Source organism: Bifidobacterium sp. M0307 (assembly GCF_016100445.1).
Taxonomy (GTDB): domain Bacteria; phylum Actinomycetota; class Actinomycetes; order Actinomycetales; family Bifidobacteriaceae; genus Bombiscardovia; species Bombiscardovia coryneformis.
The window spans coordinates 963,539-985,331 of the sequence record NZ_JACFSL010000001.1 but is presented as its reverse complement, the minus strand read 5'-3'; the positions used below and the strand labels follow the sequence as shown (position 1 = coordinate 985,331).

16 protein-coding genes and 1 riboswitch are annotated in these 21,793 nt (G+C 60.3%); of the genes, 11 read left to right on the top strand and 5 right to left on the bottom strand.

The window, feature by feature from the left end; genetic code table 11:
• Positions 1-33 precede the first annotated feature (33 nt).
• The 5 genes from H3V08_RS03935 to H3V08_RS03915 all read left to right on the top strand — a co-directional run bounded on the left by H3V08_RS03935 (position 34) and on the right by H3V08_RS03915 (position 7,118).
• The gene (locus H3V08_RS03935; RefSeq protein WP_033498014.1) at positions 34-789 is read left to right on the top strand and encodes a response regulator transcription factor; all 756 of its coding nucleotides are present in this window, start codon (positions 34-36) and stop codon (positions 787-789) included.
• A gap of 18 nt (positions 790-807) precedes the next feature.
• On the top strand, positions 808-2,778 hold the full coding sequence (locus tag H3V08_RS03930; RefSeq protein WP_269748704.1) for a sensor histidine kinase: 1,971 nt from the start codon (positions 808-810) through the stop codon (positions 2,776-2,778).
• A gap of 96 nt (positions 2,779-2,874) precedes the next feature.
• On the top strand, positions 2,875-3,264 hold the full coding sequence (locus H3V08_RS03925) for a cold-shock protein (protein WP_033498016.1): 390 nt from the start codon (positions 2,875-2,877) through the stop codon (positions 3,262-3,264).
• Positions 3,265-3,334: 70 nt separating this feature from the next.
• Positions 3,335-4,336, top strand: a complete 1,002-nt coding sequence (locus H3V08_RS03920; protein WP_198181668.1) for a DUF3027 domain-containing protein — start codon at positions 3,335-3,337, stop codon at positions 4,334-4,336.
• A gap of 136 nt (positions 4,337-4,472) precedes the next feature.
• Positions 4,473-7,118, top strand: coding sequence for an ATP-dependent Clp protease ATP-binding subunit (locus tag H3V08_RS03915; RefSeq protein WP_198181667.1), 2,646 nt, complete (start codon positions 4,473-4,475; stop codon positions 7,116-7,118).
• A gap of 135 nt (positions 7,119-7,253) precedes the next feature.
• On the opposite strand, the gene H3V08_RS03910 is transcribed toward H3V08_RS03915, so the two are convergent.
• The gene (locus H3V08_RS03910) at positions 7,254-9,725 is read right to left on the bottom strand and encodes an energy-coupling factor transporter ATPase (protein WP_198181666.1); all 2,472 of its coding nucleotides are present in this window, start codon (positions 9,723-9,725) and stop codon (positions 7,254-7,256) included.
• Positions 9,726-9,775: 50 nt separating this feature from the next.
• Positions 9,776-10,408 (bottom strand): ECF transporter S component, encoded by a 633-nt coding sequence (locus H3V08_RS03905; RefSeq protein ID WP_198181665.1) that lies wholly within the window; start codon positions 10,406-10,408, stop codon positions 9,776-9,778.
• Positions 10,393-10,527, bottom strand: a riboswitch (FMN riboswitch). (Overlaps the previous gene by 16 nt.)
• A gap of 156 nt (positions 10,528-10,683) precedes the next feature.
• On the opposite strand from H3V08_RS03905, the gene H3V08_RS03900 reads away from it, so the two are divergent.
• A complete protein-coding gene (locus tag H3V08_RS03900) occupies positions 10,684-11,682 on the top strand; it encodes a glycosyltransferase (protein WP_232340110.1) in 999 nt (332 codons plus the stop codon).
• Between the two features lie 29 nt (positions 11,683-11,711).
• On the opposite strand, the gene H3V08_RS03895 is transcribed toward H3V08_RS03900, so the two are convergent.
• Together H3V08_RS03895 and H3V08_RS03890 are read right to left on the bottom strand one after the other, a co-directional pair.
• A complete protein-coding gene (locus tag H3V08_RS03895; RefSeq protein WP_198181664.1) occupies positions 11,712-12,455 on the bottom strand; it encodes a histidine phosphatase family protein in 744 nt (247 codons plus the stop codon).
• Positions 12,456-12,536: 81 nt separating this feature from the next.
• Entirely contained in the window at positions 12,537-13,316 is a 780-nt protein-coding gene (locus H3V08_RS03890) for a nitroreductase family protein (protein ID WP_198181663.1), read from the bottom strand.
• A 161-nt stretch (positions 13,317-13,477) separates the two neighbouring features.
• Here H3V08_RS03890 and ppgK point away from each other — a divergent pair, with 161 nt between their 5' ends.
• The 4 genes from ppgK to H3V08_RS03870 all read left to right on the top strand — a co-directional run bounded on the left by ppgK (position 13,478) and on the right by H3V08_RS03870 (position 19,344).
• On the top strand, positions 13,478-14,248 hold the full coding sequence (ppgK, locus tag H3V08_RS03885) for a polyphosphate--glucose phosphotransferase (protein ID WP_033490366.1): 771 nt from the start codon (positions 13,478-13,480) through the stop codon (positions 14,246-14,248).
• A gap of 26 nt (positions 14,249-14,274) precedes the next feature.
• Positions 14,275-15,573, top strand: a complete 1,299-nt coding sequence (locus H3V08_RS03880) for a pyridoxal phosphate-dependent aminotransferase (RefSeq protein WP_442859355.1) — start codon at positions 14,275-14,277, stop codon at positions 15,571-15,573.
• A 143-nt stretch (positions 15,574-15,716) separates the two neighbouring features.
• On the top strand, positions 15,717-17,039 hold the full coding sequence (locus tag H3V08_RS03875) for an MFS transporter (RefSeq protein ID WP_232340109.1): 1,323 nt from the start codon (positions 15,717-15,719) through the stop codon (positions 17,037-17,039).
• Positions 17,040-17,088: 49 nt separating this feature from the next.
• A complete protein-coding gene (locus tag H3V08_RS03870; protein ID WP_198181661.1) occupies positions 17,089-19,344 on the top strand; it encodes an exo-alpha-(1->6)-L-arabinopyranosidase in 2,256 nt (751 codons plus the stop codon).
• A 130-nt stretch (positions 19,345-19,474) separates the two neighbouring features.
• On the opposite strand, the gene H3V08_RS03865 is transcribed toward H3V08_RS03870, so the two are convergent.
• Positions 19,475-21,394, bottom strand: coding sequence for a hypothetical protein (locus H3V08_RS03865; protein WP_198181660.1), 1,920 nt, complete (start codon positions 21,392-21,394; stop codon positions 19,475-19,477).
• Between the two features lie 57 nt (positions 21,395-21,451).
• Here H3V08_RS03865 and H3V08_RS03860 point away from each other — a divergent pair, with 57 nt between their 5' ends.
• Positions 21,452-21,757 (top strand): hypothetical protein, encoded by a 306-nt coding sequence (locus H3V08_RS03860; protein WP_198181659.1) that lies wholly within the window; start codon positions 21,452-21,454, stop codon positions 21,755-21,757.
• The last annotated feature ends 36 nt before the right edge of the window (positions 21,758-21,793 follow it).

The following is a 21,793-nucleotide window of genomic DNA, read 5'->3' as shown; positions in this document are numbered from 1 at the left end:
ATAACCTTCAGGAAAGGGCGGCAATCTTAGGGCATGAGCAAACCAACCGAAGCACGCCTGGTCGTTGTAGATGACGAGCCTTCCATCAGGGATCTTCTGGTGGCCTCTCTCCACTTTGCTGGATTTGAGGTGACCACTGCGGCATCGGGTTCCGAAGCCATCGAGGTCATAGAGAAAACCAAGCCGGACCTGATTGTTCTGGACGTGATGTTGCCCGACATCGATGGTTTCACGGTTACCTCCCGCATTCGCCAGGAGGGGATCGACGCGCCGGTCCTCTTCCTCACCGCCCGGGACGACACCCAGGACAAGGTCATGGGGCTGACCGTGGGCGGGGACGACTACGTCACCAAGCCCTTCAGCCTGGAAGAGGTCGTTGCCAGGATCAAGGCCATCCTTCGCCGCACCAGGGAGCATGAGGAGGATGACCCCCTGATCAGGGTGGGAGATCTGGAGATCAATGAGGACTCCCACGATGTGACCCGCGCAGGTCAGCCCATCGGCCTGAGTCCCACCGAGTACAAGTTGCTGCGCTATCTGATGGACAACGAAGGAAGGGTCCTGAGCAAGGCGCAGATTCTGGATCATGTATGGCAGTATGACTGGGGCGGTGACGCAGCCATCGTCGAGTCCTACATCTCCTACCTGCGCAAGAAGGTGGACGGCATCAAGGTCAAGGATCAGGATGGTCGCCTCCGCAAGGTGACCCCGCTGATTGAAACCAAGCGCGGCATCGGCTATATGATTCGCAGTCCCAAGGATTCAACCTCGCCTCTGACAGGGGACTGAGGCCGAACGGCGGCAGGTATGAAGTCATCAACGTACAGAGCACCCGTCAGACCCGAGGGCGGACAGCAGGGGCAGAGGCGCCCACGCCATGATTCACTCCTGGCGGGTATACCCCTGAGTACCAAGTTGGTGGCCTCCATGCTGATTCTTCTCATCGTGGGTACGGTCGGCATCTCGGTGGCCATCTGCCAGATGGCCGATGATTACCTGATGAAGAAGACCGATACCCAGCTGATTCGCCAGGCAAACCTGGGCATTAGGAATGCCACACTTCTCAAGCAGGAGGACCTGAGCAAGAGTGGTCTCGGGCCAACCGATTACTTCCTGCAGATTCGTGACGACCAACTGCAGATCATCGCCGATGACCTCAACCCCATGCAGTTCAACGGGGTTGTTTCCCGGCCCAGGCTGCCTGCCAACGGCACCATGGGGTCGATACCCCTGGGGCAGCCGACCACGGTCCCCGCTTATGTAAAGGTGAATTCGAAGGCATCGCCGGATCGGGATTCCCTCAAAAGGGCCGGGGCCTCATGGCGGGTCGTGGCCATGCAGTGGAGACTGCACAGCGACCTGGAGGACTCCGATATCAGCGGGGTGCTCTACATCGGTCTGTCCATGAGCGACCAGAATGAGGCCCTTCATGCCCTGACCACCTTCTGCCTGGTCATGTCGGTGATTGTCGTTCTCCTGGGCGGGGTCGTGTCCGCCCTGCTCATCCAATCCACCCTGGTGCCTCTCAAACGTATAGAGAAGACAGCTGCCATGATTGCCGCGGGCAACCTGCACCAGCGCATTCCCAGCTTCCCCGAGAACACCGAAGTCGGATCCCTGGCCGCGTCCCTGAATGTCATGCTGGCCCGGATAGAGCAATCCTTCAATGAGCAGAAGCGGACCACAGAGAAGATGAAACGCTTCGTCTCCGATGCCAGCCACGAGCTGAGAACACCCCTGGCCGCCATCCATGGATATGCCGAACTGTATCGGATGCAGCGCGCCTACCCTGGGGCCCTGGAAAGGGCCGACGAATCGATCAAACATATCGAGGACTCCAGCAGCCGGATGACCGATCTGGTCTCCGACCTCCTCTCCCTGGCCAGACTGGACGAGGGTAGGGGTATCAACACCAACCTTCCGGTCGATATGACCGGCCTGGTGCGGGACTCGGTGGATGATCTGCATGCTCTGGACCCGGAGCGTCAGATCATCTGTGGAACCGTCACGGTGGTGACCGATACTCGCGAGGACCCGTCTTCGCCTCCCGCTCCCAAGGGGCGGGGATCGGCCAAGGGCAAGGGGCGCGTTCGCACAAAACCGGTCGGTCGTGTCGGGGTGGTCACCTCTCTGTCCCTTCAGGAGGGTCCACTGCCGGGGGTTGAGGTTGTGGGAGATCCCAGTCGCCTGCGTCAGGTGGCGACCAACATCGTAGGGAACATCCATCGATACACACCCTCCGATTCGCCGGTCCAGGTATCGATGGGGCTCCTCAACGCGGCCATACCCCCTGAGGCCATGGCCAGGCTGGAGTCTGATGAAACAGGCATGGCGCATTTCCTCGATGCTGTGCAGGTGGCTCAGAACAGTCGTGTGGGCACTCCCTATCTGGTTCTGCGCTTCATCGACCATGGGCCGGGTGTGCCAGCGGAATCCAGGGCGAGGCTCTTCGAACGCTTCTATACGGCAGATCCCTCCCGCGCCAGGGAAAAGGGCGGGACCGGCCTGGGGCTGGCCATCGTCCAGTCCATCGTCAAGGCACATCATGGGCTGATATGCGTGGAGGAGACCCCGGGTGGCGGGCTGACCTTCACTATGGCGATTCCACAGGGCCAGGTTGAGTCTCTTCGGCAGACCCCGGGTTCGGCCGAGCCGGACAGGTCGGGACGACAGGGCCCGCACTCGCAGGAGTCGGTACGGACCTCTCAGGGGTTGAGGACTCATCCTGAGCCGCCGAAACAGCAGGTTGGGAGCTCGGGCTGTACGCCTTTGACGTGATGGCCCCACATGCACAGGGCATTGGGCTAGACTGGACAGGTATGCAGCAAGGCCGGTAAAACGGCTCGGAATCATCCAGTGAGGAAGTGCCAGACTATGCCCAGTGGGAAAGTGCGTTGGTTTGATGCCAATCGTGGGTTCGGTTTCATCACGGGCGATGAGGGTCAGGACGTTTTCCTTCCTGCCTCAGCCCTTCCTGCCGGCATCTCCACGGTTCGAAAAGGTGCCCGTGTGGACTTCTCTGTTGCCGAGGGGCGCAAGGGGCCCCAGGCCTTGGACCTGAAACTGGTGGGTTCCGCACCCTCGATCGTCAAGGCCACCCGGCCCGCCCCGGATGACATGGCCGCCATAGTCGAGGACCTGATCAAGCTGTTGGATTCCGCGGGCAATGGTCTGCGACGACATCATTATCCCGCCCCTGCGGAGTCGAAGAAGCTGGCCACCCTGCTCAGGGCGGTGGCGGACGACTTCGACGTACCTGCGTGAATCACGGCGGGGCAGGAAGAGACATGGGCCGGCCTGGTGCCGGGCCCATCAGAGTATGAAGGTGTGATACATGGCTGAAGTGGATTTTGACCCCGAGGAACTGGCCAGGAGCGTGGCTTTGAGTGTGGCCTCCAAGAGTTCCGAGGTGGGCGATTTCATCACCAGCACCATGCTTGAGGACGGTGTGTACGACTACCGGTTCGACTCCCATATCACCGGGTATGAGGGTTGGCAGTGGTCGGTGACCCTCTATCATGACCAGGATGCAGATACCTGGACCGTTGATGAGTCCTCCCTCATTCCCTCGGCCGAAGCCCTGCAACCGCCCAAGTGGATTCCCTGGAAGGATCGGCTGCTTCCCTCCGACCTGAGCGTGACCGATGCCATGGGGACCGACCCGGATGACCCGAGACTTGTCAAGGGATACGAGGCTCCCCAGGTCGAGGAGCCCTCTGACCAGGAGACGGAATCGGACCCTGAATCGAATCCGGGTCAGGAGACCGCTACCAAGAATGATGAGGGCGGGTCAGGTGCCGTTTTCCGCATCGACGATGAATCCGGCACCGGTCAGTCAGCGGCGGAAGGTGATCCGGATCTGGATGATGAAGGCGACCCACAGACCTCTCAAGAGGACTTGGAAGAGGTCGTCGACGAGTTGATCCTGAGCCGCCGTCACGTCATGACCGCCGAGGCGCGAGCAGCTACAGCCAAGCGTTGGTATGAGGGGCAGCATGGCCCCAAGTCCCTGTCGACAAGGACGGCCAAGGGCAATGCCTGTGAAACCTGTGGGTTCCTGATTCCCCTCAAGGGGGAGCTGGGCACCATGTTTGCCGTCTGTGCCAATCGGTGGAGCCCCGATGACGGGCGGGTGGTGTCCCTGGACCATGGCTGTGGGGAACACTCGGAGATTCTGCCCCAGGAGGATACCCACCTATGGGTCCAGTCCGAGCCTGCCTTTGATGACCTTCATATTGATGTGGTCCGCCAGAAGCCCCGTGAGGAGCGGCCCGAGGTGGAGCTGATGGAGGAGCTGACCGCCGAAGAGGATGAGGCCGAGTCCGGACTGGAATAGGAATCCCTGGTTGGAACACCTGGGTTAAGGCCTGATATTCCAACGCTTTGCGTTGAGAGCGCAATCAGGGGCAGGCCGAGAATAAACGTCACCGCGAATCTGTAGAGTGAGGTACAGATCAAAGGGAAGGACAAGTATGTTCGAACGGTTTACCGACCGTGCGCGGCGGGTGATTGTGCTGGCGCAGGAAGAGGCCCGCACCCTTCAGCACAATTACATCGGCACCGAGCACCTCCTGCTGGGCCTGATCCGTGAGGGGGACGGTGTTGCCGCAAAGGCCCTGGCTTCCAAGGGTGTTGAACTAGAAGCGACCCGCAAGCAGGTCGAGGAAATGATCGGCAAGGGCAATGCCGCTCCCAATGGGCATATTCCCTTTACACCACATGCCAAGCAGGTTTTGGAGCTCTCACTCAGGGAGGCTCTGCAGCTGGGACACTCCTACATCGGTACCGAGCACATTCTGCTGGGCCTTATTCGAGAGGGCGAGGGCGTCGGCACCCAGGTCCTGATCAAGATGGGCGTGGACCTGGGAGACCTGCGGACAGCCACGATTGACATGATTCGCGGCAACCACGAGGGCGGGGAGTCCGGCAAGGGCGACCTGGCCAATGCTGGTGGGGTGCAGAACAAGGGCGGGCAGACCGGTTCCGCCATCCTTGACCAGTTTGGCCGAAACCTGACCCAGGAAGCCGCCGAAGGCAAACTTGACCCGGTCATTGGGCGTGCCAACGAGATAGAGCGGGTCATGGTGGTCCTGTCCAGGCGCACCAAGAACAACCCGGTCCTGATTGGCGAGCCCGGTGTGGGCAAGACGGCCGTGGTCGAAGGTCTCGCGCAGAAGATTCATGAGGGTGACGTTCCGGAGACCCTGAGGGGCAAGCAGGTATATTCTCTTGATCTCGGCTCCATGGTGGCCGGTTCCCGATACCGGGGTGATTTCGAAGAGCGGCTGAAGAAGGTCCTCAAGGAGATCAAGACCCGCGGCGACATCATCCTTTTCATCGACGAGATTCACACCATCGTCGGTGCCGGCTCCGCGGACGGTGCCCTGGGTGCCTCCGATATGCTCAAGCCCCTGTTGGCCCGTGGCGAGCTCCAGACCATAGGTGCCACCACCACCGACGAGTACCGCAAGTACATCGAGAAGGATGCGGCCCTGGAGAGGCGGTTCCAGCCCATCCAGGTCTCCGAGCCGACCATCGCCCAGACCATTGAGATACTCAAAGGTCTGCGTGGTCGCTACGAGCACCACCACCACGTCACCATCACCGACAAGGCCCTGCAGTCGGCTGCGGAACTGTCCTCCAGGTATATCCAGGACCGTAACCTGCCCGACAAGGCCATCGACCTGATTGATGAGGCCGGTGCCCGGCTTCGAATCAAGCGTCTGACCGCACCGCCTGAGCTCAAGGAACTGGATGCCAAGGTCGATAAGGTCTCTGCCCAGAAGGATCAGGCCATAAAGGACCAGGACTTCGAAAAGGCCGCTGAACTGCGCGACAGCCAGGAAAAGCTTGAGGCCGAGCGCAAGGAGAAGGAGAAGGCCTGGCGCCAGGGCGAGTCCGATGTCAAGATGGTTGTGGATGAGGATGTCATCGCCGAGGTGGTCTCTTCGACCACAGGAATTCCGGTCTTCAAACTCACCCAGGCCGAGTCCAAGAAGCTTCTGGGCATGGAGAAGGAGCTCCACAAGCGGATCATCGGTCAGGATGAGGCCGTTTCCGCCCTGTCGCGCTCCATCCGTCGCACCCGAGTCGGCCTCAAGGATCCCAAGCGTCCCGCCGGTTCCTTCATCTTCGCCGGCCCGACCGGTGTGGGCAAGACCGAGCTGGCCAAGTCCCTCGCCCGGTTCCTCTTCGACGATGAGGACGCCTTGATTCGCGTCGACATGTCGGAGTTCTCGGAGAAGTACGCGGCTTCCAGGCTCTTCGGTGCCCCTCCGGGGTACGTCGGATACGAGGAGGGTGGCGAACTGACCGAGAAGGTCCGTCGCAAGCCCTTCTCCGTGGTCCTCTTCGATGAGATCGAGAAGGCCCACCCGGACATCTTCAACACCCTCCTCCAGGTCCTGGATGATGGGCACCTGACCGATGGGCAGGGACGGACGGTGGACTTCAAGAACACCATCATCATCCTGACCACCAACCTGGGTACCCGTGACATCGCCAAGGCGGCCAACACCGGCTTCAACGCTTCGGGCAACACCGAGACCTCATATCAGCGGATGAAGGACCAGGTGACCAGTGAGCTCAAGCAGCAGTTCAGGCCCGAGTTCCTGAACCGTCTGGACGATATCATCGTCTTCCAGCAGCTGACCGAACCCCAGGTGCGCCAGATCGTGGATTTGGATGTCAACCAGCTCAATGACCGTCTCTTCGAGCGTCATATGTCGCTGGATCTGAGCGCCAAGGCCAAGGATCTTCTGGCGGAGAAGGGCTTCGACCCGCTCCTCGGTGCCCGGCCCCTGCGTCGTGTCATCCAGCGTGACATAGAGGATGCCATCTCTGAGAAGATACTAATGGGCGAACTCAAAGACAATGAGTCGGTCCGTGTGGATGCCGAAGGTGAGGGTATCCTCGGCGAGTTCACCTTCAAGGGTGTGCCCTTCGAAGGTGGGGACGAGGATGCATCAGGGGAGCGGGAGCCAGAGCTGGTACGTGCTCAGGTTTCCACCTCGACCGAGGATGATTCGGACTCTGACCTTGCCCAGCCGGAACAGGCGGACAGTGAATCATCCGAGCTGCCGGGTTCCGGGTCTGACGGAGCCCCTGTGCAGGAGTGACATGAGTTCCCGCTGAAACCGTACTGCCGGCCGCGGCAAGCAGATTGTAGTCAGGAAGGGACGGAACCGTAACGGTTCCGTCCCTTTTTGCATGGCGCTTAGCCTACCGAGACACGGAAGTTCCGCACATGCATGTCAGAGGAAAATCAGGACCACCAGGAGGACGAAGTAGACGGCGACCAGAGTGACGAACCCGTAGTCTATGCCGTGCATCCGGGAGACCCGGTAGTGGGTGCGGCCCTTCCCGCCTTGGTAGGAGCGGGCGTCCAGTGCCTGCCCCAGATTGTCTGCATGGCGCAGGGCGGCGGCGAAGACCGGTATGATGATGGCGGCCATGGCCCGAGCCCGTCGGGAGGGGCTGCCACTTTCGATGCTCCCGCCTCTGGCGGCCTGGGCTTCGCGGATGGATTGCATCTCCCGAACCAGGGTGGGGATGAACCGCAGGGCCAGGGAGAGGACCAGGGATATCTCGCTGGTATGGACTCCGAGCTTGCCCAAGGGGGAGAGGAGGGATTCGAAGGCATCGGTCATCTGTGTCGGCGTTGTGGTCATGAGCAGGATGGCCCCCAGGATGAGGACAAGGCCAAACCGGCAGGTGTATACCAGAGCGGCCCATAGCCCCTGGTCGGTAATAACCAATGGTCCCCATCGGATCAGGGCGGTGCCGTCGCGGGCGACCAGGAGATTCAGCACGGCGACCATTACCAGGAGGGCCAGGAGTCCACTGACCGATTTCGCCAATTTCAGCGGGGATATTCGCGCTGCCATGATGATTGCCAGAGTGACCAACGCCCCCAGGATGAGCTGTAGCCCAGTTCCGATGAAGAAGGAGGTGACCATGAGCATCAGGAAACAGACCATCTTGGCTCGGGGATCCAGGCGAGCAATCAGGGAAGGCCTGTCCGCCTGGCCTTTTGCCTTGCTCTCGGATGCTGGTTCTTCGATTTGTTCGGTCCCGGAGTCCTCCTTGTGGTTTCCCGAAGAGCTGATATGGGCCCGTAGGTCGTGGTAATCCTTGAGGACCTTCTCCACATCGCCGTGCGAGACCACGTGTCCCTGGTCCATGAGGAGGGCCTGGTCGGCCAGGCGGATGACCTCTTCTTCGTCATGGGTGATGAGAATGATCGTCACACCCTCACCTTGGAGGCGCTCCAACACGGTCATGATGGTTTCGGACGCCTTGGGATCCAGACCGGCCGTCACCTCGTCCAGTACCAGAATCTTCGGAGATGAGGCCAGAACACCAGCCAAGGCGACCAGGCGCTGCTGACCACCTGAAAGGTCGAAGGGGGAGCGGTCGGACAGCCCTTCCAATCCCAACATGGTGAGAACCTGTTTCACGCGTAAGGCAGTAGCGTCCTTGTCGAAACCGAGATTGCTGGGGCCGTAAGCCACATCCTGCGCCACGGTTTCGGCGAAGAGCTGGTGTTCGGGCTTCTGCATCACATATCCCACCCGCTGCCGCAGCATGCCGAGCCGACGTTTGCGGGCCCGTCGTGGGGTGTTTCCCTCAACGGTCAGCGGTATACCCGCTACTGAGAGATCCCCTCCGGTCGGGCGAATCAGCGCACAGGTCAACCGGGCAAGGGTCGATTTGCCGGAACCGTTGGGTCCTAGTACGGCCAGTGTCCGTCCCTTTTCCAGTCTCAGGTCAAGGTGATCCACCACCTGGCGTCTTCCCTCACCGAACCTGTAGGAAAGGCCCTTGGCCTCCACAGCGGGTTCCTCTTCGTCGGAGGTGTCGTGCCGGTGCTCGTTGCGCAGACCCGAACCGACCCCTGATGTGTCGGCATCCCACTCGGCTACATGCCCACTTGCCGCTGATGCGGGGGAGTCGGTGTTGAGTTGCCGGTACAGGGTGGGCAGCGCCTGGTCGGGAGGACCGTCGGCGATGATGCGACCCTGATCGAGGACAATCACCCTGCTGGCAGTGCCGGCCTCGTCGAGATGATGGGTGATGTGAACCACCGTCTTACCCTGCTCGGCCATGGTGGCCATGATGGCGGAGATTCTGCTTCGACCGGACGAGTCCAGCATGGCGCACGGCTCGTCCATCACCAACATGTCAGGGTCCATGGCCAGGGCACCGGCAATGGAGACCCGCTGCTGCTGGCCGCCGGACATCCTGGTCGGGTCAGACCGTTCGCGGCCGGACAGATCGACCTCCTTGAGAGACCTCACGACGGACGCCTGCATGGCAGGTCGTGCCATGCCCTGATTCTCCGGTCCGAAGGCAACGTCATCCTCAGTGACGGTGGTGACTATCTGATCCTCCGGATTCTGGAACACCATCCCGATGCCTTCCCTGACCTGGCGGTAGGCATCGGTGTCCACCCGTTCGGCCCAGGGGCGGGCGGAGTCGAATACAACCTGCCCTCTCAGCTTGATGCGTCCCCGGTCAGGTGCCAGGGCGCCGGCCAGCAGGAGGGCAAGGGTTGACTTGCCTGACCCATTGGCCCCGACGACGGCAACCCGTTCTCCTCGATGGATGGTCAGGCTCACATGGTCGAGTACCCAGGTTCGACCCTGGTCATAGCTGAAAGAGACCTCGTCCAGGACGGCCAAGGGTTCGTCGTCCCGAATCGTCTGTACCGGTTTATAACTCACGGTTCGTCCAATCCCTGCTGAGGAAGCTGTTCCGGAACTGTCAGGGATGTTCAGTGGTTGACCAGGACTGAGATGGGCTTGTAGATCAGGAAGGTGATGACCCCGTGGATTGCGAACTTCATGAGGTTGAAGGGCAGGAGGACGGGGATGATCATGCCTAGAACCTGCTGGAAGCTCATGTGGGCGTATATGGGGGTGATGATCACATTGCAGAGTATGGCGGCAGCCAGACCCGCCACCGATCCGACCAGAATGCCGATGACCGCACCCTTTCGAGTGCGGATCCGCTTGTAGATGAAGGCCGCCGGCAGCCCCAGGGCCAGGGCGACGATGATGGCGATCAGGGCCCCGAAGGGATTACTGAAGATGTGGGGCACGAATCCGAGAGTGCCGACGACGGCGGCGGCCAAGGGACCGAAAGCAAATCCTGCCACCAGGACCACGATTCCGGAAGGGTCATACTTCAGAAAGGGGGCAGCAGGGAAAATCGGAATGGAAACATAGCTCAGGACGATGGTCAAGGCCACGAAGAGGGCGTATATGGAGATGCGCTTGGTTGACCAACGTCCTCCTCGTCCTGCCGTCGTTGAGTGGGATTCGAAGGACCCACCGAGATTCGCATCGTGGTGTTCCTGGTTTTCGGTATGCGAAGGCATGCTCATATAGAGCCTCGTTTCTTTCATCCGGACTGTAACCGTTGGCTTCGGACTCTCACCGATATCCACCGCTCGCGCGGGTCGCGGGCTCCCGGATTGCAACCGGATACCGCCAGTAAGGACTCTCACCTTCCCTGAAACTTGACGGTTTCAATCTAGCAGTGGGCCATATGGAGGTCAAACCTCTGTATCCAATGACACATCGGCCCAATACGGATCGATACCCACACTGCGGGGAGTACATCCTGCGGATGTTCCGCCGCGCTCGCCTGTTCGGTCTCCGGAGGTGCAACAATGGAGGCATGGAAAAAGTGATAGACAAGGTCGCCATGGTCGTCGTGACCTACAAACGGCAGGAACTCCTGTCCAATCTTTTCGAGTCCATCCTCAGCCAGACCGTCGCCCCCTGGCGGATTGTTGTGGTGGACAATGAGAATTCCGACCGGACCCGGCAGATGGTTGAGGCATTCTCCGAGCAGATCGATCGACTCTGGGGGAAGACCGTCGTGGACGGTCAGGGCGGTGAGCACCGGGTGGTCTACCTTCCTCAGGAGCACAATGGTGGTGGTGCCGGTGGGTACTCGGCCGGTGTGGGCAAGGCCTACCGTCTTGGCGCACAGTGGTTCTGGGTCATGGATGACGATGTGGCCGTGGAACCTGAGGGGCTGGAGCGCCTGTCCAAGTGGACCGACCGTTTCCAGGTCATCCAGGGGTCTCGCCTGGACTACGACGGTGGACCCTTCTACTGGCAGTACCATTTCATCGTTCCCATGGGCATTCCGGACCCCGTTGCCCCGGCTGCCTTCGATTCATCGGGATACAGACCGATGAACACCATGTGCTTTGAGGGTGCCCTCTTCTCGCGCACGGTGGTTGAGCAGATCGGACTGCCCGACCCCAGGTTCTTCATCTACTGGGATGACACGGTGTACGGGTATCTGTCCAGCAAGGTGACCAGGGCGGTACAGGTCAGCGACGTGGTCATGCGGCGGACCAGAAACATCGACAATTGGGACATGGGCGGTATCCGTCAGCTGAATTCCACCTCGGACATCAACCGCTATCACATCATGCGAAACCGCGGGTACATGGCCAGGTACTTCATGCTCCACGGTGACTACCGCCCTCTGGCTTTCGCCCTGGGAACCATGGCGACGGCCGCCAAAGAGGTCATCCGCCTCCTGGCCGTGGACCGGGGGCACCTCATGACCGGCATTCCCAAAATCATCCAGGGGTGGGTGGATTCGCGCAAGATCCTCCACGATCCGGATTGGAAGCCCATGGAGCCGCTCCAGAAGTAACCTGCCGGAGTCGGGGGAGAGCGGTTTGCCTACTCTTCCCCGCCGGCCTGGAAATACTCCATGGAGGCCAGCGGCCCGGCCAGGCTGAACCTGCCGTTGGCATAGGCGACCTTGGTGACCGACGTGTTGGCCATGTCGGGTACGTCGATGTCGTCTCCCAGGGTGATCAGGAACTGTTGGAGGGACATGCCGGAGCTGACGACCAGCACGTTGCCTCCGCCGCGGGCCAGTGCATCCTCACCGATGCCGGTCAGGGCCCTCTTCATACGGGTCAGGACCTGCTCGGTGGTCTCGGCCCTGTCCTCCGGAGCCAGATCGGTGCCCAGCGGATTTTCCAGGTCCAGTCGGTGGAAGGCGTCCTGCATGTAGGCCGATATCATCCGACCCTTGGCCTCGCGCAGCTGGTCGCGGTTCTCATACCCCATGTAATTGCAGACGGTCGTCAGCGTTTCGATTTCGTCGCGGCCCTCATAGCTGCCGAAGTTGTCCTCACGCAGGTCGGGATCCACTTGAATTCGAAGATCACTCTGGCCGGAAGCATCCAGGGCTTCGCGGGCTGTGTCGTAATGGCGGGTCAGGTTGCCGCACCAGGCGGAAACAAAGTGTATTCCCCGTAGTCCCCGCCCGAACCGGCGGACACCCTCCCTGCCCTCCTTGGTCAGGGGGAAGTCGGACCACCCCTGCATCAGGCGCATGCTGTTTGCTGTGGTCCTGCCGTGCCGGGTCAGGAAGAGGGTCACCCGGCCGGTGGAATCGGGGTCAAGGTTGTTCAATACTGCTGATGATGCTCCATTGGTCATGGCGCACAACCCTACACGGTGGTCCTGCCACAATTCCCATGCAGGGTTGGAGATTCAGGCCCTGATGAAGTGGCCTTCGTTGCCCCATACCCAGGTGCCGCCACCGGCCCCGATCTGGAAGTTGAGCTTTGCTATGCCCAGGTCGACTGGCGAGCCGGTCTCCGCGGAATCATCCAGGCGGGCAAGGGCATCGCCCGATTCCCGGTCCCAGGTGAAGAGGATGGGTTGACCATTCATGCTCGACGGAGCCTTGGCGGCCGCGTTCACCCCGGACTTGAACCAGTCCGGGGCCGAAGCCCTGTCTTCCTGGCTCATGGGGGCTGTCAGTTCCTCATAGGACTTGGATGGCCTGTGCCTGGCCTGGCGTTGACATAGCTGGTCGTAATCCTGATTTCCATAGTCCGCCTCTGTGGCCGAGTTGCCCAAGGTGATGCCCAGATAGAGATCTTGACTGGGTGTTACGCGGCAGTACCGCTGAGCCGCCTCGCTGTCCCAGCTCCCGGCCACCCAACCGGTTCCCAGTCCGTACAGGGTGGCCGTCAGGACCAGACGCTGACCATAGAAACCCGCTTTTTCCATGCTCTCCAGGTCGCCCCTAGGGCCGACCAGGGCCAGGTAGTTGGCGGCGTTGGCGAAGTGCCCGGAGGTATTGACTTCCGAAAATACGTCGGGTGCATCGGTCACCAGCTGGATATCCAGGCCGCTCAGCATGTTGATCGCGTTCAGGGTGCTGGATAGCTGCCGGATTGTGTCCATGTCGATGGGGGAGGGGTCGTAGTGCCTGGTGGTGATGCGTACATTCAGTGCGTCGATGAGTTGGGTGTGTTCTGTCATATTGCCCATTATCCACCTATATACTGCTCAATGAGGGTTGATGGTTCCACCCCTTGCCTGGGTGTAATCCATCGGGGTCGGGGGAATCAAGTCATGCTATGGGGTACAATTCCTACGTGCCGGTTCGTCATCCTAACTAGTCAGCACCTGAAGGAGCAGCAATGATTGATACAGCGCAGGCTTTTGGAGTGGATATCGGCGGATCCGGCATCAAGGCTGCCCCGGTTGATCTTACCGTTGGCGACTTTGCCGAGCCCCGCAAGAAGATTCTCACTCCGGAGCACTCCACCCCTGAGGCGGTGGGCGCGGTGGTCAAGCAGCTCCTGGACCAGTTCGAAGTCACTGATGATATCCCCGTGGGCGTGGCCTTCCCCGCCCCGGTCAAGCCCGGACAACCGCTGAACTTCATGGCCAACCTGGATCAGTCCTGGGTGGGTGCCGACGTGGAGGCCGTCTTCTCTGAGGCCTGCGGGAGGCCCATCACCGTGGTCAACGATGCGGATGCGGCTGGCCTTGCCGAGGTGCAGTACGGCGCCGCCAAGGGGCAGAAGGGTCTGGTCATTGCCACCACCCTGGGCACCGGCATCGGTACGGCACTTATATACAACGGTGTGCTTATTCCCAACAGCGAGCTGGGTCACCTGGATCTGGACGGTAAGGACGCCGAGAAGTATGCGGCCTCCTCGGTCCGTGACCGCAAGAAGCTCAGTTACAAGAAGTGGGCGAATCGCCTGACCAAGTACTACCGTCTGCTTGAGCACTACCTCAACCCTGACTTCTTCGTTGTGGGTGGCGGCGTGAGCAGGATGAGCGAGAAGTTCCTGCCCCACATCGAGATCGAAACGCCTATCGTGGCCGCCAAGCTGCGCAATCAGGCAGGCATCGTTGGTGCCGCATACCTGGCCGATCTCCAGCAGAAGCATCTGGGGTGACCTCGGGGGACGAAAACGACGGTGCGGTGCGTTTCTCCCATCGCACTGGTCCTGAGCATCCCAACCCCATAGCCTTGGCCGAAGCACGGTCCAGGGCTATGGGGATTCGCTTAGGAGGGCTCAACGACTCCAACCCGACAAGGTTCGGACTGTCTCCGGATTTCCTGCCGCAGACGTACCAGGCACAGCCCAGGGGCCCCCTCCAGGCCCGTATTGATCTGGCCTCCTTCCTTTCTTCACGCAGTTCGGGTGAGGCTTGCGGCAGAGACGGGTCAGCCGGATTGCCATCCGAACAACCCTGGGCAGCCCCGATATCATCGGTGGCGACGTATGCCGATTCAGGGCCTTTGAGGCTTTCATCTTCTCGTTCGAGTTCTCTCGAGCAGCTGCTTGTGAATCCCGACGATCTTTATCTGCTCTCCTCTACCTCCCAGGCTTATTCCTGGCTGATGAAGCTCCTGTGCGACCCCGGAGACATCATCCTGGAACCCCGGCCGGGATACCCGCTGATCGAGTCCATCGCCGGCCTCGAATGCGTGAGGACCATGCCTTACCGTCTTTCCTATGACGGGTCTTGGGCCCTGGACCTGGCAAGCGTCAGGCAGGCTCTGGAGGGGCCTGCGGGGGAGAGGATTCGGGCCATTGTCCTCATCAACCCCAATAACCCCACCGGGTCATATGTGCATCCTGAGGAACGTGGAGCCATCCTTGACCTCTGCAGTGAGCATGGGGTGGCCATCATCGCCGACGAGGTCTTCTATGACTATCCTCTGGATTCCTTGCCCGGACGGGCCCGGCTGGCGGGAGAGGACCGTGTCCTGACGTTTGCCTTGGATGGGTTCTCCAAGAGTCTGGCCGCTCCCCATGCCAAGGTAGGGTGGATTCAGGTTTCAGGGCCGGAAAGCCAGGTGGCCGAAGCCAAGCGTCGCCTGGATTTAATTGCCGATGACTACCTGCCCATGAGTCAACTGATTACCGACCGGATGGGGACCATGCTCGATGCCGTCCCCGTCCAGACGCGCCGCGTGGGCGATCGGATCCGAGGCAACCTGGACCAGGTGCGCGGCCTTCTGAGCGAGGGGGATTCGTGTATATCCCTGCTCAGGCCCGAGGCCGGATGGAACGTCCTCTTACGGTTCCCCGCCGTCATCGACGAGGATGAGCTGATTCTTCATCTGATTCACTCTTACGGGTTGACCGGCCAGCCTGGGTACTTCTTCGACATGCCGAGCAACGGATATCTTGCTCTTTCTCTTCTTCCGAGAGCCACGGAATTCCAACGGAATATCCAGGCAGTGAGTTCAGCTATCAGCGAATTGCTGTAAATGGTCCCGCCTGTTGTTGATTTCGCTCTCTCGATAGTGTGAGATTGAAGAGTTGACTATTTCCGAAAGGGGAAAGGCAAGTAAGGGCTCAAAGTTGAGCCGTGATGATTGCAATGTAGCAAAATAACAAGGGGTATCGAATCATGCACAATTCAATACAAGGGGATGAGGATTTCCTGACACCGTCTGCTGATGCAGTGGTCGGTGCGACCATTGATCCGACACTGGCGCCGGATTCAGGTAGGAAACTCACCACCTCGGAGAAGGGTCGCTTCGCCGTCGGATTTGCCCTCATATCCATATTGTGGGCCACACCCTTCGCCATGGGATCCGGAGTGCTTCTACCTCAGGTCTTCAACACGATTCCGGGAGTCAGCGCCGAGGCCGCCCTTGGCACCATGAACTCCATCGGCTGTGTTTTCGCCCTGATAGCGAATATCCTCTTCGGGGCCCTGTCTGACATGTCCCGGTTCAAACTGGGCAAGCGCACACCCTGGATTGTTCTGGGCGGCATCATCGGAGCGGTCGGATTCTTCATCGTCTTCCAGTCCCATACCCTCTGGCCCATTATCGTGGGCTGGTGCATAGTCCAGGTCGGTATCAACTGCCTGATTGCGCCGGCTGTGGCCGTTCTCTCGGACAGGATTCCAGAAGCAACCAGGGCAACCTTCTCCTCCCTCTACGGTGCCAGCATGGTCGTGGGCACCCAGCTGGGCAACTTCATCGGCAGCTACTTCCTGAAGAATGCCTCCACCGGATTCGCCATCGGGATGGTCATCTTCTTCTTCTCGGGCATCGTAACGGTTCTGGTCTGGCCCCGTGAGGCGTCGGCAGCCAGCAACAGGGCGGAACGCTCCTGGGCCGACGTAGCCAGGTCCTTCATTCCGCCGACCAAGAACTGCCGTGACTTCTATCTGGCCCTATTCGGCCGTCTCGCCTTCGTTCTTGGTTGCTATATGATCATCGGGTACCAGCTCTACATTTTGCAGAAGTACTGCAATATGAATGATGACGTGGCCTCTTCGACCATGAAGATTCTTGCCGTCATCACCACAATCACGACTATCCTGGCGGCAGCCGTATCCGGGCCGCTCTCGGACTACCTGCAACGACGCAAAATCATCGTGGCTGCCAGCAGTGTTGTCATCGCCGTGGGCATGCTCTTCCCGATCTTCATGCCCAACGCCATGGGCATGTACATCTACGGTGCTCTTGCCGGCCTGGGCAACGGTTGCTATATGTCCGTCGATCAGGCCTTGAACGTTGATGTGCTGCCCAACGGGGAAGAGGCAGGTAAGGACCTGGGCATCCTCAACCTGTCGAACACGATCGGGCAGGTGCTGGCCCCGGTCTGCACCACGGCCGTCATCGGCATCTTCGGCGGGTATCGGATGGTCTTCCCCGGAGCCATCATCTGCCTCCTCCTGGGTACCGTTTTCATCATGATGATTCGTAAGGTGAAATAAGCTGGGCACATCATCGTCGAACTGCCGCAGTCTGAAAGGAAGAACCACTATGACCACTGACAAGCATCTACAAGCCAAGGATCTGGATATCGAAAAGGAGGCCTCGCTGACCTCCGGCTCGGACGCCTGGCACCTGCAAGGAGTACCGGACCAGGGCTATCCGGAGTACATGATCACGGATGGGCCCTACGGGTTGCGCAAGGCCACAGGATCGGATGTATACGGTTCCGTCCCCGCCACCTGCTTTCCGCCGACCGCCGGCCTGGCCTCATCCTGGAACCCGGATTTGACCTATCAGGTCGGGCAGGCCATGGGTGAGGAGTGCATCCAGGAGGAAGTGGCCGTTATCCTCGGCCCTGGCATCAACATCAAGCGCAGTCCGCTTGGGGGCCGCAACTTCGAGTACTATTCGGAGGACCCGGTCCTGGCCGGTCATCAGGCCGCAGGCCTGGTCGATGGGGTCCAATCCAAGGGCGTGGGCACCTCCTTGAAGCACTTCGCTGCCAACAACCAGGAGACCGATCGTCTCAGGGTCAGCTCCGACATCGATGAGCGCACCCTGCGCGAGATATACCTGCCCGCCTTCGAGTATGTAGTCAAGCACGCCAAGCCCTGGACCATCATGTGCGCCTACAACAAGCTCAACGGGGTGTATGGATCGGAGAACCGCTGGCTGCTGACCGACGTGCTGCGCGGTGAGTGGGGTTATCAGGGTCTGGTCATGTCGGACTGGGGCGCCGTGCATGACAGGGCCGCGGCCCTTCGTGCCGGTCTCAACCTTGAGATGCCGCCATCCGCCAGCGACCATGAGGTTGTCGAGGCGGTCAGGGCCGGAAACCTGGATAAGGATCAGCTCGACAGGATGGCCCAAGGGGTTCTGGACCTCATCGAGAAGGCCAAGCCCGCCATGTCGCAGAAGGGCTACCGGTATGACGTGGAGGCCCATGACCAGGTGGCCCGCCGGGCCGCCCAGGAATCCATCGTCATGCTCAAGAACGAGGATGGTGTGCTTCCACTGGCTCCGGGCGAAAAGGTCGCTCTGATCGGCGAATTCGCCCGCACCCCGCGCTACCAGGGTGGCGGTTCCTCCCACATCACCCCCACCAAGGTCACCACGGCCCTGGACTCCTTCAAGGAGACGGGCATGGATGTGGACTTCGTTCCAGGGTTCACCCTGGATGAGGCTCCCCAGGATCCGTCCCTGACCGACCAGGCCGTCAAGGCCGCGGCGGATGCCGATAAGGTGGTCCTCTTCCTCGGTTTGCCCGAGGACGCCGAGTCCGAAGGGTTCGACCGCACCGATATTGATTTGCCGACCAAGCAGCTCGATCTTCTCAGGGCTGTGAGCCAGGTCAATGACCAGGTGGTTGTAGTACTTTCCAACGGTTCGGTGGTCTCCGTAGTGGACTGGCTTCCCCAGGCCAAGGCGGTTCTGGAATCCTGGCTCCTGGGTCAGGCAGGCGGACAGGCCGTCGTTGACATTCTGACTGGTGGGGCCAACCCCTCCGGCAGGCTGCCGGAGACCATTCCCGTGCGCCTGGAAGACAATCCCTCCATCACCTCCTTCCCCGGCGAGGAGGGACACTCGCGCTATGGGGAGGGTATCTATGTGGGCTATCGCTACTACGACACCTTCAATAAGCCGGTTGCCTTCCCCTTCGGTTTCGGTCTTTCCTATTCGACCTTCGAAATTTCGGATGTCCGCGTGGAGAAGACCGGCCCCAATGCCGTCCGGGTCGACCTGACCGTGACCAATACCTCGGGTATCGATGGGGCTGAGACCGTCCAGGTCTATGTGGCTCCCTGTGCTTCCAAGGTGGGTCGCCCCTCCCACGAGCTCAAGTCCTTCGCCAAGGTCTTCCTCAAGACGGGCGAATCCCAGGAGATCAGCTTGGACCTGGATGAGCGTGACTTCGCTTACTGGTCGACCGCCATGAATGAGTGGCATGTGGAGGCCGGCACCTATGGCATCGAGGTGGGTACCTCCTCCAGGGACCTGGTTTCCAAGCTGGACGTGGACCTTGACGGGGATGGGCTTTTTGTCAGGCTCAACTCCAATTCCACCATGGAGGAATGGCGTGAGGATCAGGTCGGTGGGCCGATCATGAAGTCCCACGTTGAGGGTGGAAAGGTTCCCCTTCCCAATGATCCCAATACGGCCAAGCTCTTCGACAGCATGCCGCTGGCTTCGGTCATCACCCTCTCCGGAGGGGATGGCAACAGCGTGGTCGCCGATATGATTACCGACTACCAGAAGGCAATCGAACAGCAAGGGCTGACCGGGGCTTCTAGGGGGAGCGAGTAAGGACCGGACAGATTCGGTTAACCGATAAGAGGTAGGGGCCGGCATCCATCCCATATGAGGTGGATGCCGGCCCCTCTGTATGCTTCACCATCCAGCACGGCAGCTCATGGAGCATGCCGTTTCCGCCGGGCTACAGGCAGGTGAACCAGACTTCGATGGTGGAGAATATCGAGGTCTCGAAACGGGAGAGGAGGACCAGAACATATCCGGTCATCAGCAGGACGGATACCAGGCAGGACAAGGTCAGAAGGAATGATACCGGTTTTCCGACCGGTCCATCCGTCCGATCGGTGTACCCTGCCGTTCCGTTCAGTTTCCTCAGGGTATCCTGACCAGACCGGTCGCAGGAGGATATGACCACGACCGCCACCAGGGCCAGCAGCCAGGCGAAATCAATCATGTACCGGTCGGAGAATCCACCCAGGTAGGCATCCATAATCATGACCAGAAGAGCCAAGGGAATGGACAGAAGGGTCAGCCCGTACAGGTTCCGGTCCTTCAGATTTCGGCGCACCCGGATTGAGCAGAGGAGAATCAGGCAGACCAGGATCACCGGTGTGGTGACCAGGAGCCCTCCGATGCCCGGTTCGGTGTAGTGCCATACATTCAGGGGGGCGGGTGAGGTTCTCAGGAAGGGGAAGGAGGCCTTGGTGGACAGCGGCTGGAATAGGTAATAACCAAAAAGCCGGGGGAGGCTGCCAAGGTCGGGATGATATCGGGTCAGGTCCACAACGGTCATCTGGTATCTGTTGCCGAAATCCAGGGCGGAACCGAACCGCCAGTGGTTGTACCAGAGTAGAGGGGCTGCCACGATGAGCAGAGGAAGCAGGGCGGTACCGAGCAGGGTGGCGGAAACGGCTGGTGAGGGCCCGACTCCTTCCTTGGCTGAAGAGGTCCCTGTCCGAGGGTGGAGGGAGCTCACCATATCCTTGATTTCCTGGGAGAAGATGGGGATGGCCAGAAGACCGGCCACTATGAAAGTGGGCCGGCACCCCAGGGTGGCCGCCATGCAGAGCGACCCCAGGAATACGCGTGGCTTTGACAGTGTCCACCCTGGCTCCTGAGCTCTCGGGGTATGGAGCCATTCGCCACCATCTGCCAGGGTCCACATCCGGGTTCCTCCCCCAACCGAGTGGACCCTGCGGGCTCCGAGCCAGATCCATAGGCCGGTCATCACAAAGAGCAATCCTGCGGCAAAGGGCGCCGTGTAGAAGTTCTTCCTGCACCAGAGGTAGGCGATGTTCGACCCGGTCAGGATCGCTGTCAGGGACAGGATGGTCGAGGCCAGGCTGATACCCGGGAAGTGACGGTCCAGGAGGCGGATGATCGCCAGGACCATCGCGACAGTAGCCAGGAGGGTCAGGAGGGAGGCTGCGGCCGAGGTGGGCAGGGCGTACCCGCCGGGATGGAAGAGGGAGGTCAGGACCCGATAAGGCATGAAGAGGAGGATGGCGGGGAGGACTCCGAAGTAGGAGTACCAGTGACCCTTCCAATAGACATAGTCCCAGTAAATGGGTTTTTGATCCTGGGCCAACAGATTGTTCCTGGTGACGATGTCATAGGGGTTCTCGGCTGTGGCCAGGCCTGGTGCCTGGTCAAGATCCAACCAGGGGCGACCCTGGAGAAGGGCCTGGGCCACATGGTCATATTGGTTGAAGTCGTAGGTGTAGGAATCTGGATTGTGGAAGTCCCCGGGCACGAAGGTCGACAGGTCGTTCAGTATGGAGCAGATTGCCCAAACGGTCAGCGGAGCCAGGGCCAGGGTCAGGGCCAGCCGTTGTCCCCGTGATTTCGTATTCAGCGGTGTCCTCCAGAGGCGTGAACCAGGCAGGAAGGCCGCAATCAGGAGGATTAGGGCCGCCATGGCGATCAGGCGCACAGGATTGATGTTCAGAGGAACCCTGACATCGGGAGTCATGGTTCTGATGGACAGTCGCGTTTCTGCCGGTTCTTCCACCCAGAGCCGCAATGCGGTCAGTCGGGCCCCTGTCTGTGGTGGTTTGGCCGTGTTCCTCAGGTAATGCGATCTGGTTGATCGGTACACCACCATACCGCTGCCGCCTCTGGTCCACCCTGCCGAGGGGGAATACCTGGCATCCAGTCGGACATGGACCCGTCCGGGGACATGGCCTTCGTGGTGATTGCCGTCTTTTGCCTTGGACGTCTCTACTTTGACGAATTTCGCCCCACGGGTGGAAGCGGGGATCTGAATCCAAGCCCCGGCAGGGTCCGTGACCATCAGACCCCCACCTGGAAGGGACTCCAGACCCGGACCGAGTTCGGGTTCGGTGTCTGCCTGCCGGGATGTTTCAGGGGTCTGCCCTCCCAGGGATTGCCAGTGGGACAGGTTGAACACACCAACCTCCAAGACCAGGACGAGGAGGATGCCCAGGCAGAGGGCAAGACGGCCTGATGCCCTCAGTCGAGGTATGGCGGGGGTTCGTTTCAC

Bases quoted from the DNA above. Each gene is read 5' to 3' on its own strand.
- H3V08_RS03935 (WP_033498014.1), top strand. From the start codon at position 34: ATGAGCAAACCAACCGAAGCACGCCTGGTCGTTGTAGATGACGAGCCT.
- H3V08_RS03930 (WP_269748704.1), top strand. From the start codon at position 808: ATGAAGTCATCAACGTACAGAGCACCCGTCAGACCCGAGGGCGGACAG.
- H3V08_RS03925 (WP_033498016.1), top strand. From the start codon at position 2,875: ATGCCCAGTGGGAAAGTGCGTTGGTTTGATGCCAATCGTGGGTTCGGT.
- H3V08_RS03920 (WP_198181668.1), top strand. From the start codon at position 3,335: ATGGCTGAAGTGGATTTTGACCCCGAGGAACTGGCCAGGAGCGTGGCT.
- H3V08_RS03915 (WP_198181667.1), top strand. From the start codon at position 4,473: ATGTTCGAACGGTTTACCGACCGTGCGCGGCGGGTGATTGTGCTGGCG.
- H3V08_RS03905 (WP_198181665.1), bottom strand. From the start codon at position 10,408: ATGAAAGAAACGAGGCTCTATATGAGCATGCCTTCGCATACCGAAAAC.
- H3V08_RS03900 (WP_232340110.1), top strand. From the start codon at position 10,684: ATGGAAAAAGTGATAGACAAGGTCGCCATGGTCGTCGTGACCTACAAA.
- H3V08_RS03890 (WP_198181663.1), bottom strand. From the start codon at position 13,316: ATGACAGAACACACCCAACTCATCGACGCACTGAATGTACGCATCACC.
- ppgK (WP_033490366.1), top strand. From the start codon at position 13,478: ATGATTGATACAGCGCAGGCTTTTGGAGTGGATATCGGCGGATCCGGC.
- H3V08_RS03875 (WP_232340109.1), top strand. From the start codon at position 15,717: ATGCACAATTCAATACAAGGGGATGAGGATTTCCTGACACCGTCTGCT.
- H3V08_RS03870 (WP_198181661.1), top strand. From the start codon at position 17,089: ATGACCACTGACAAGCATCTACAAGCCAAGGATCTGGATATCGAAAAG.
- H3V08_RS03865 (WP_198181660.1), bottom strand. From the start codon at position 21,394: ATGGTGGTGTACCGATCAACCAGATCGCATTACCTGAGGAACACGGCC.
- H3V08_RS03860 (WP_198181659.1), top strand. From the start codon at position 21,452: ATGGACCCGTCCGGGGACATGGCCTTCGTGGTGATTGCCGTCTTTTGC.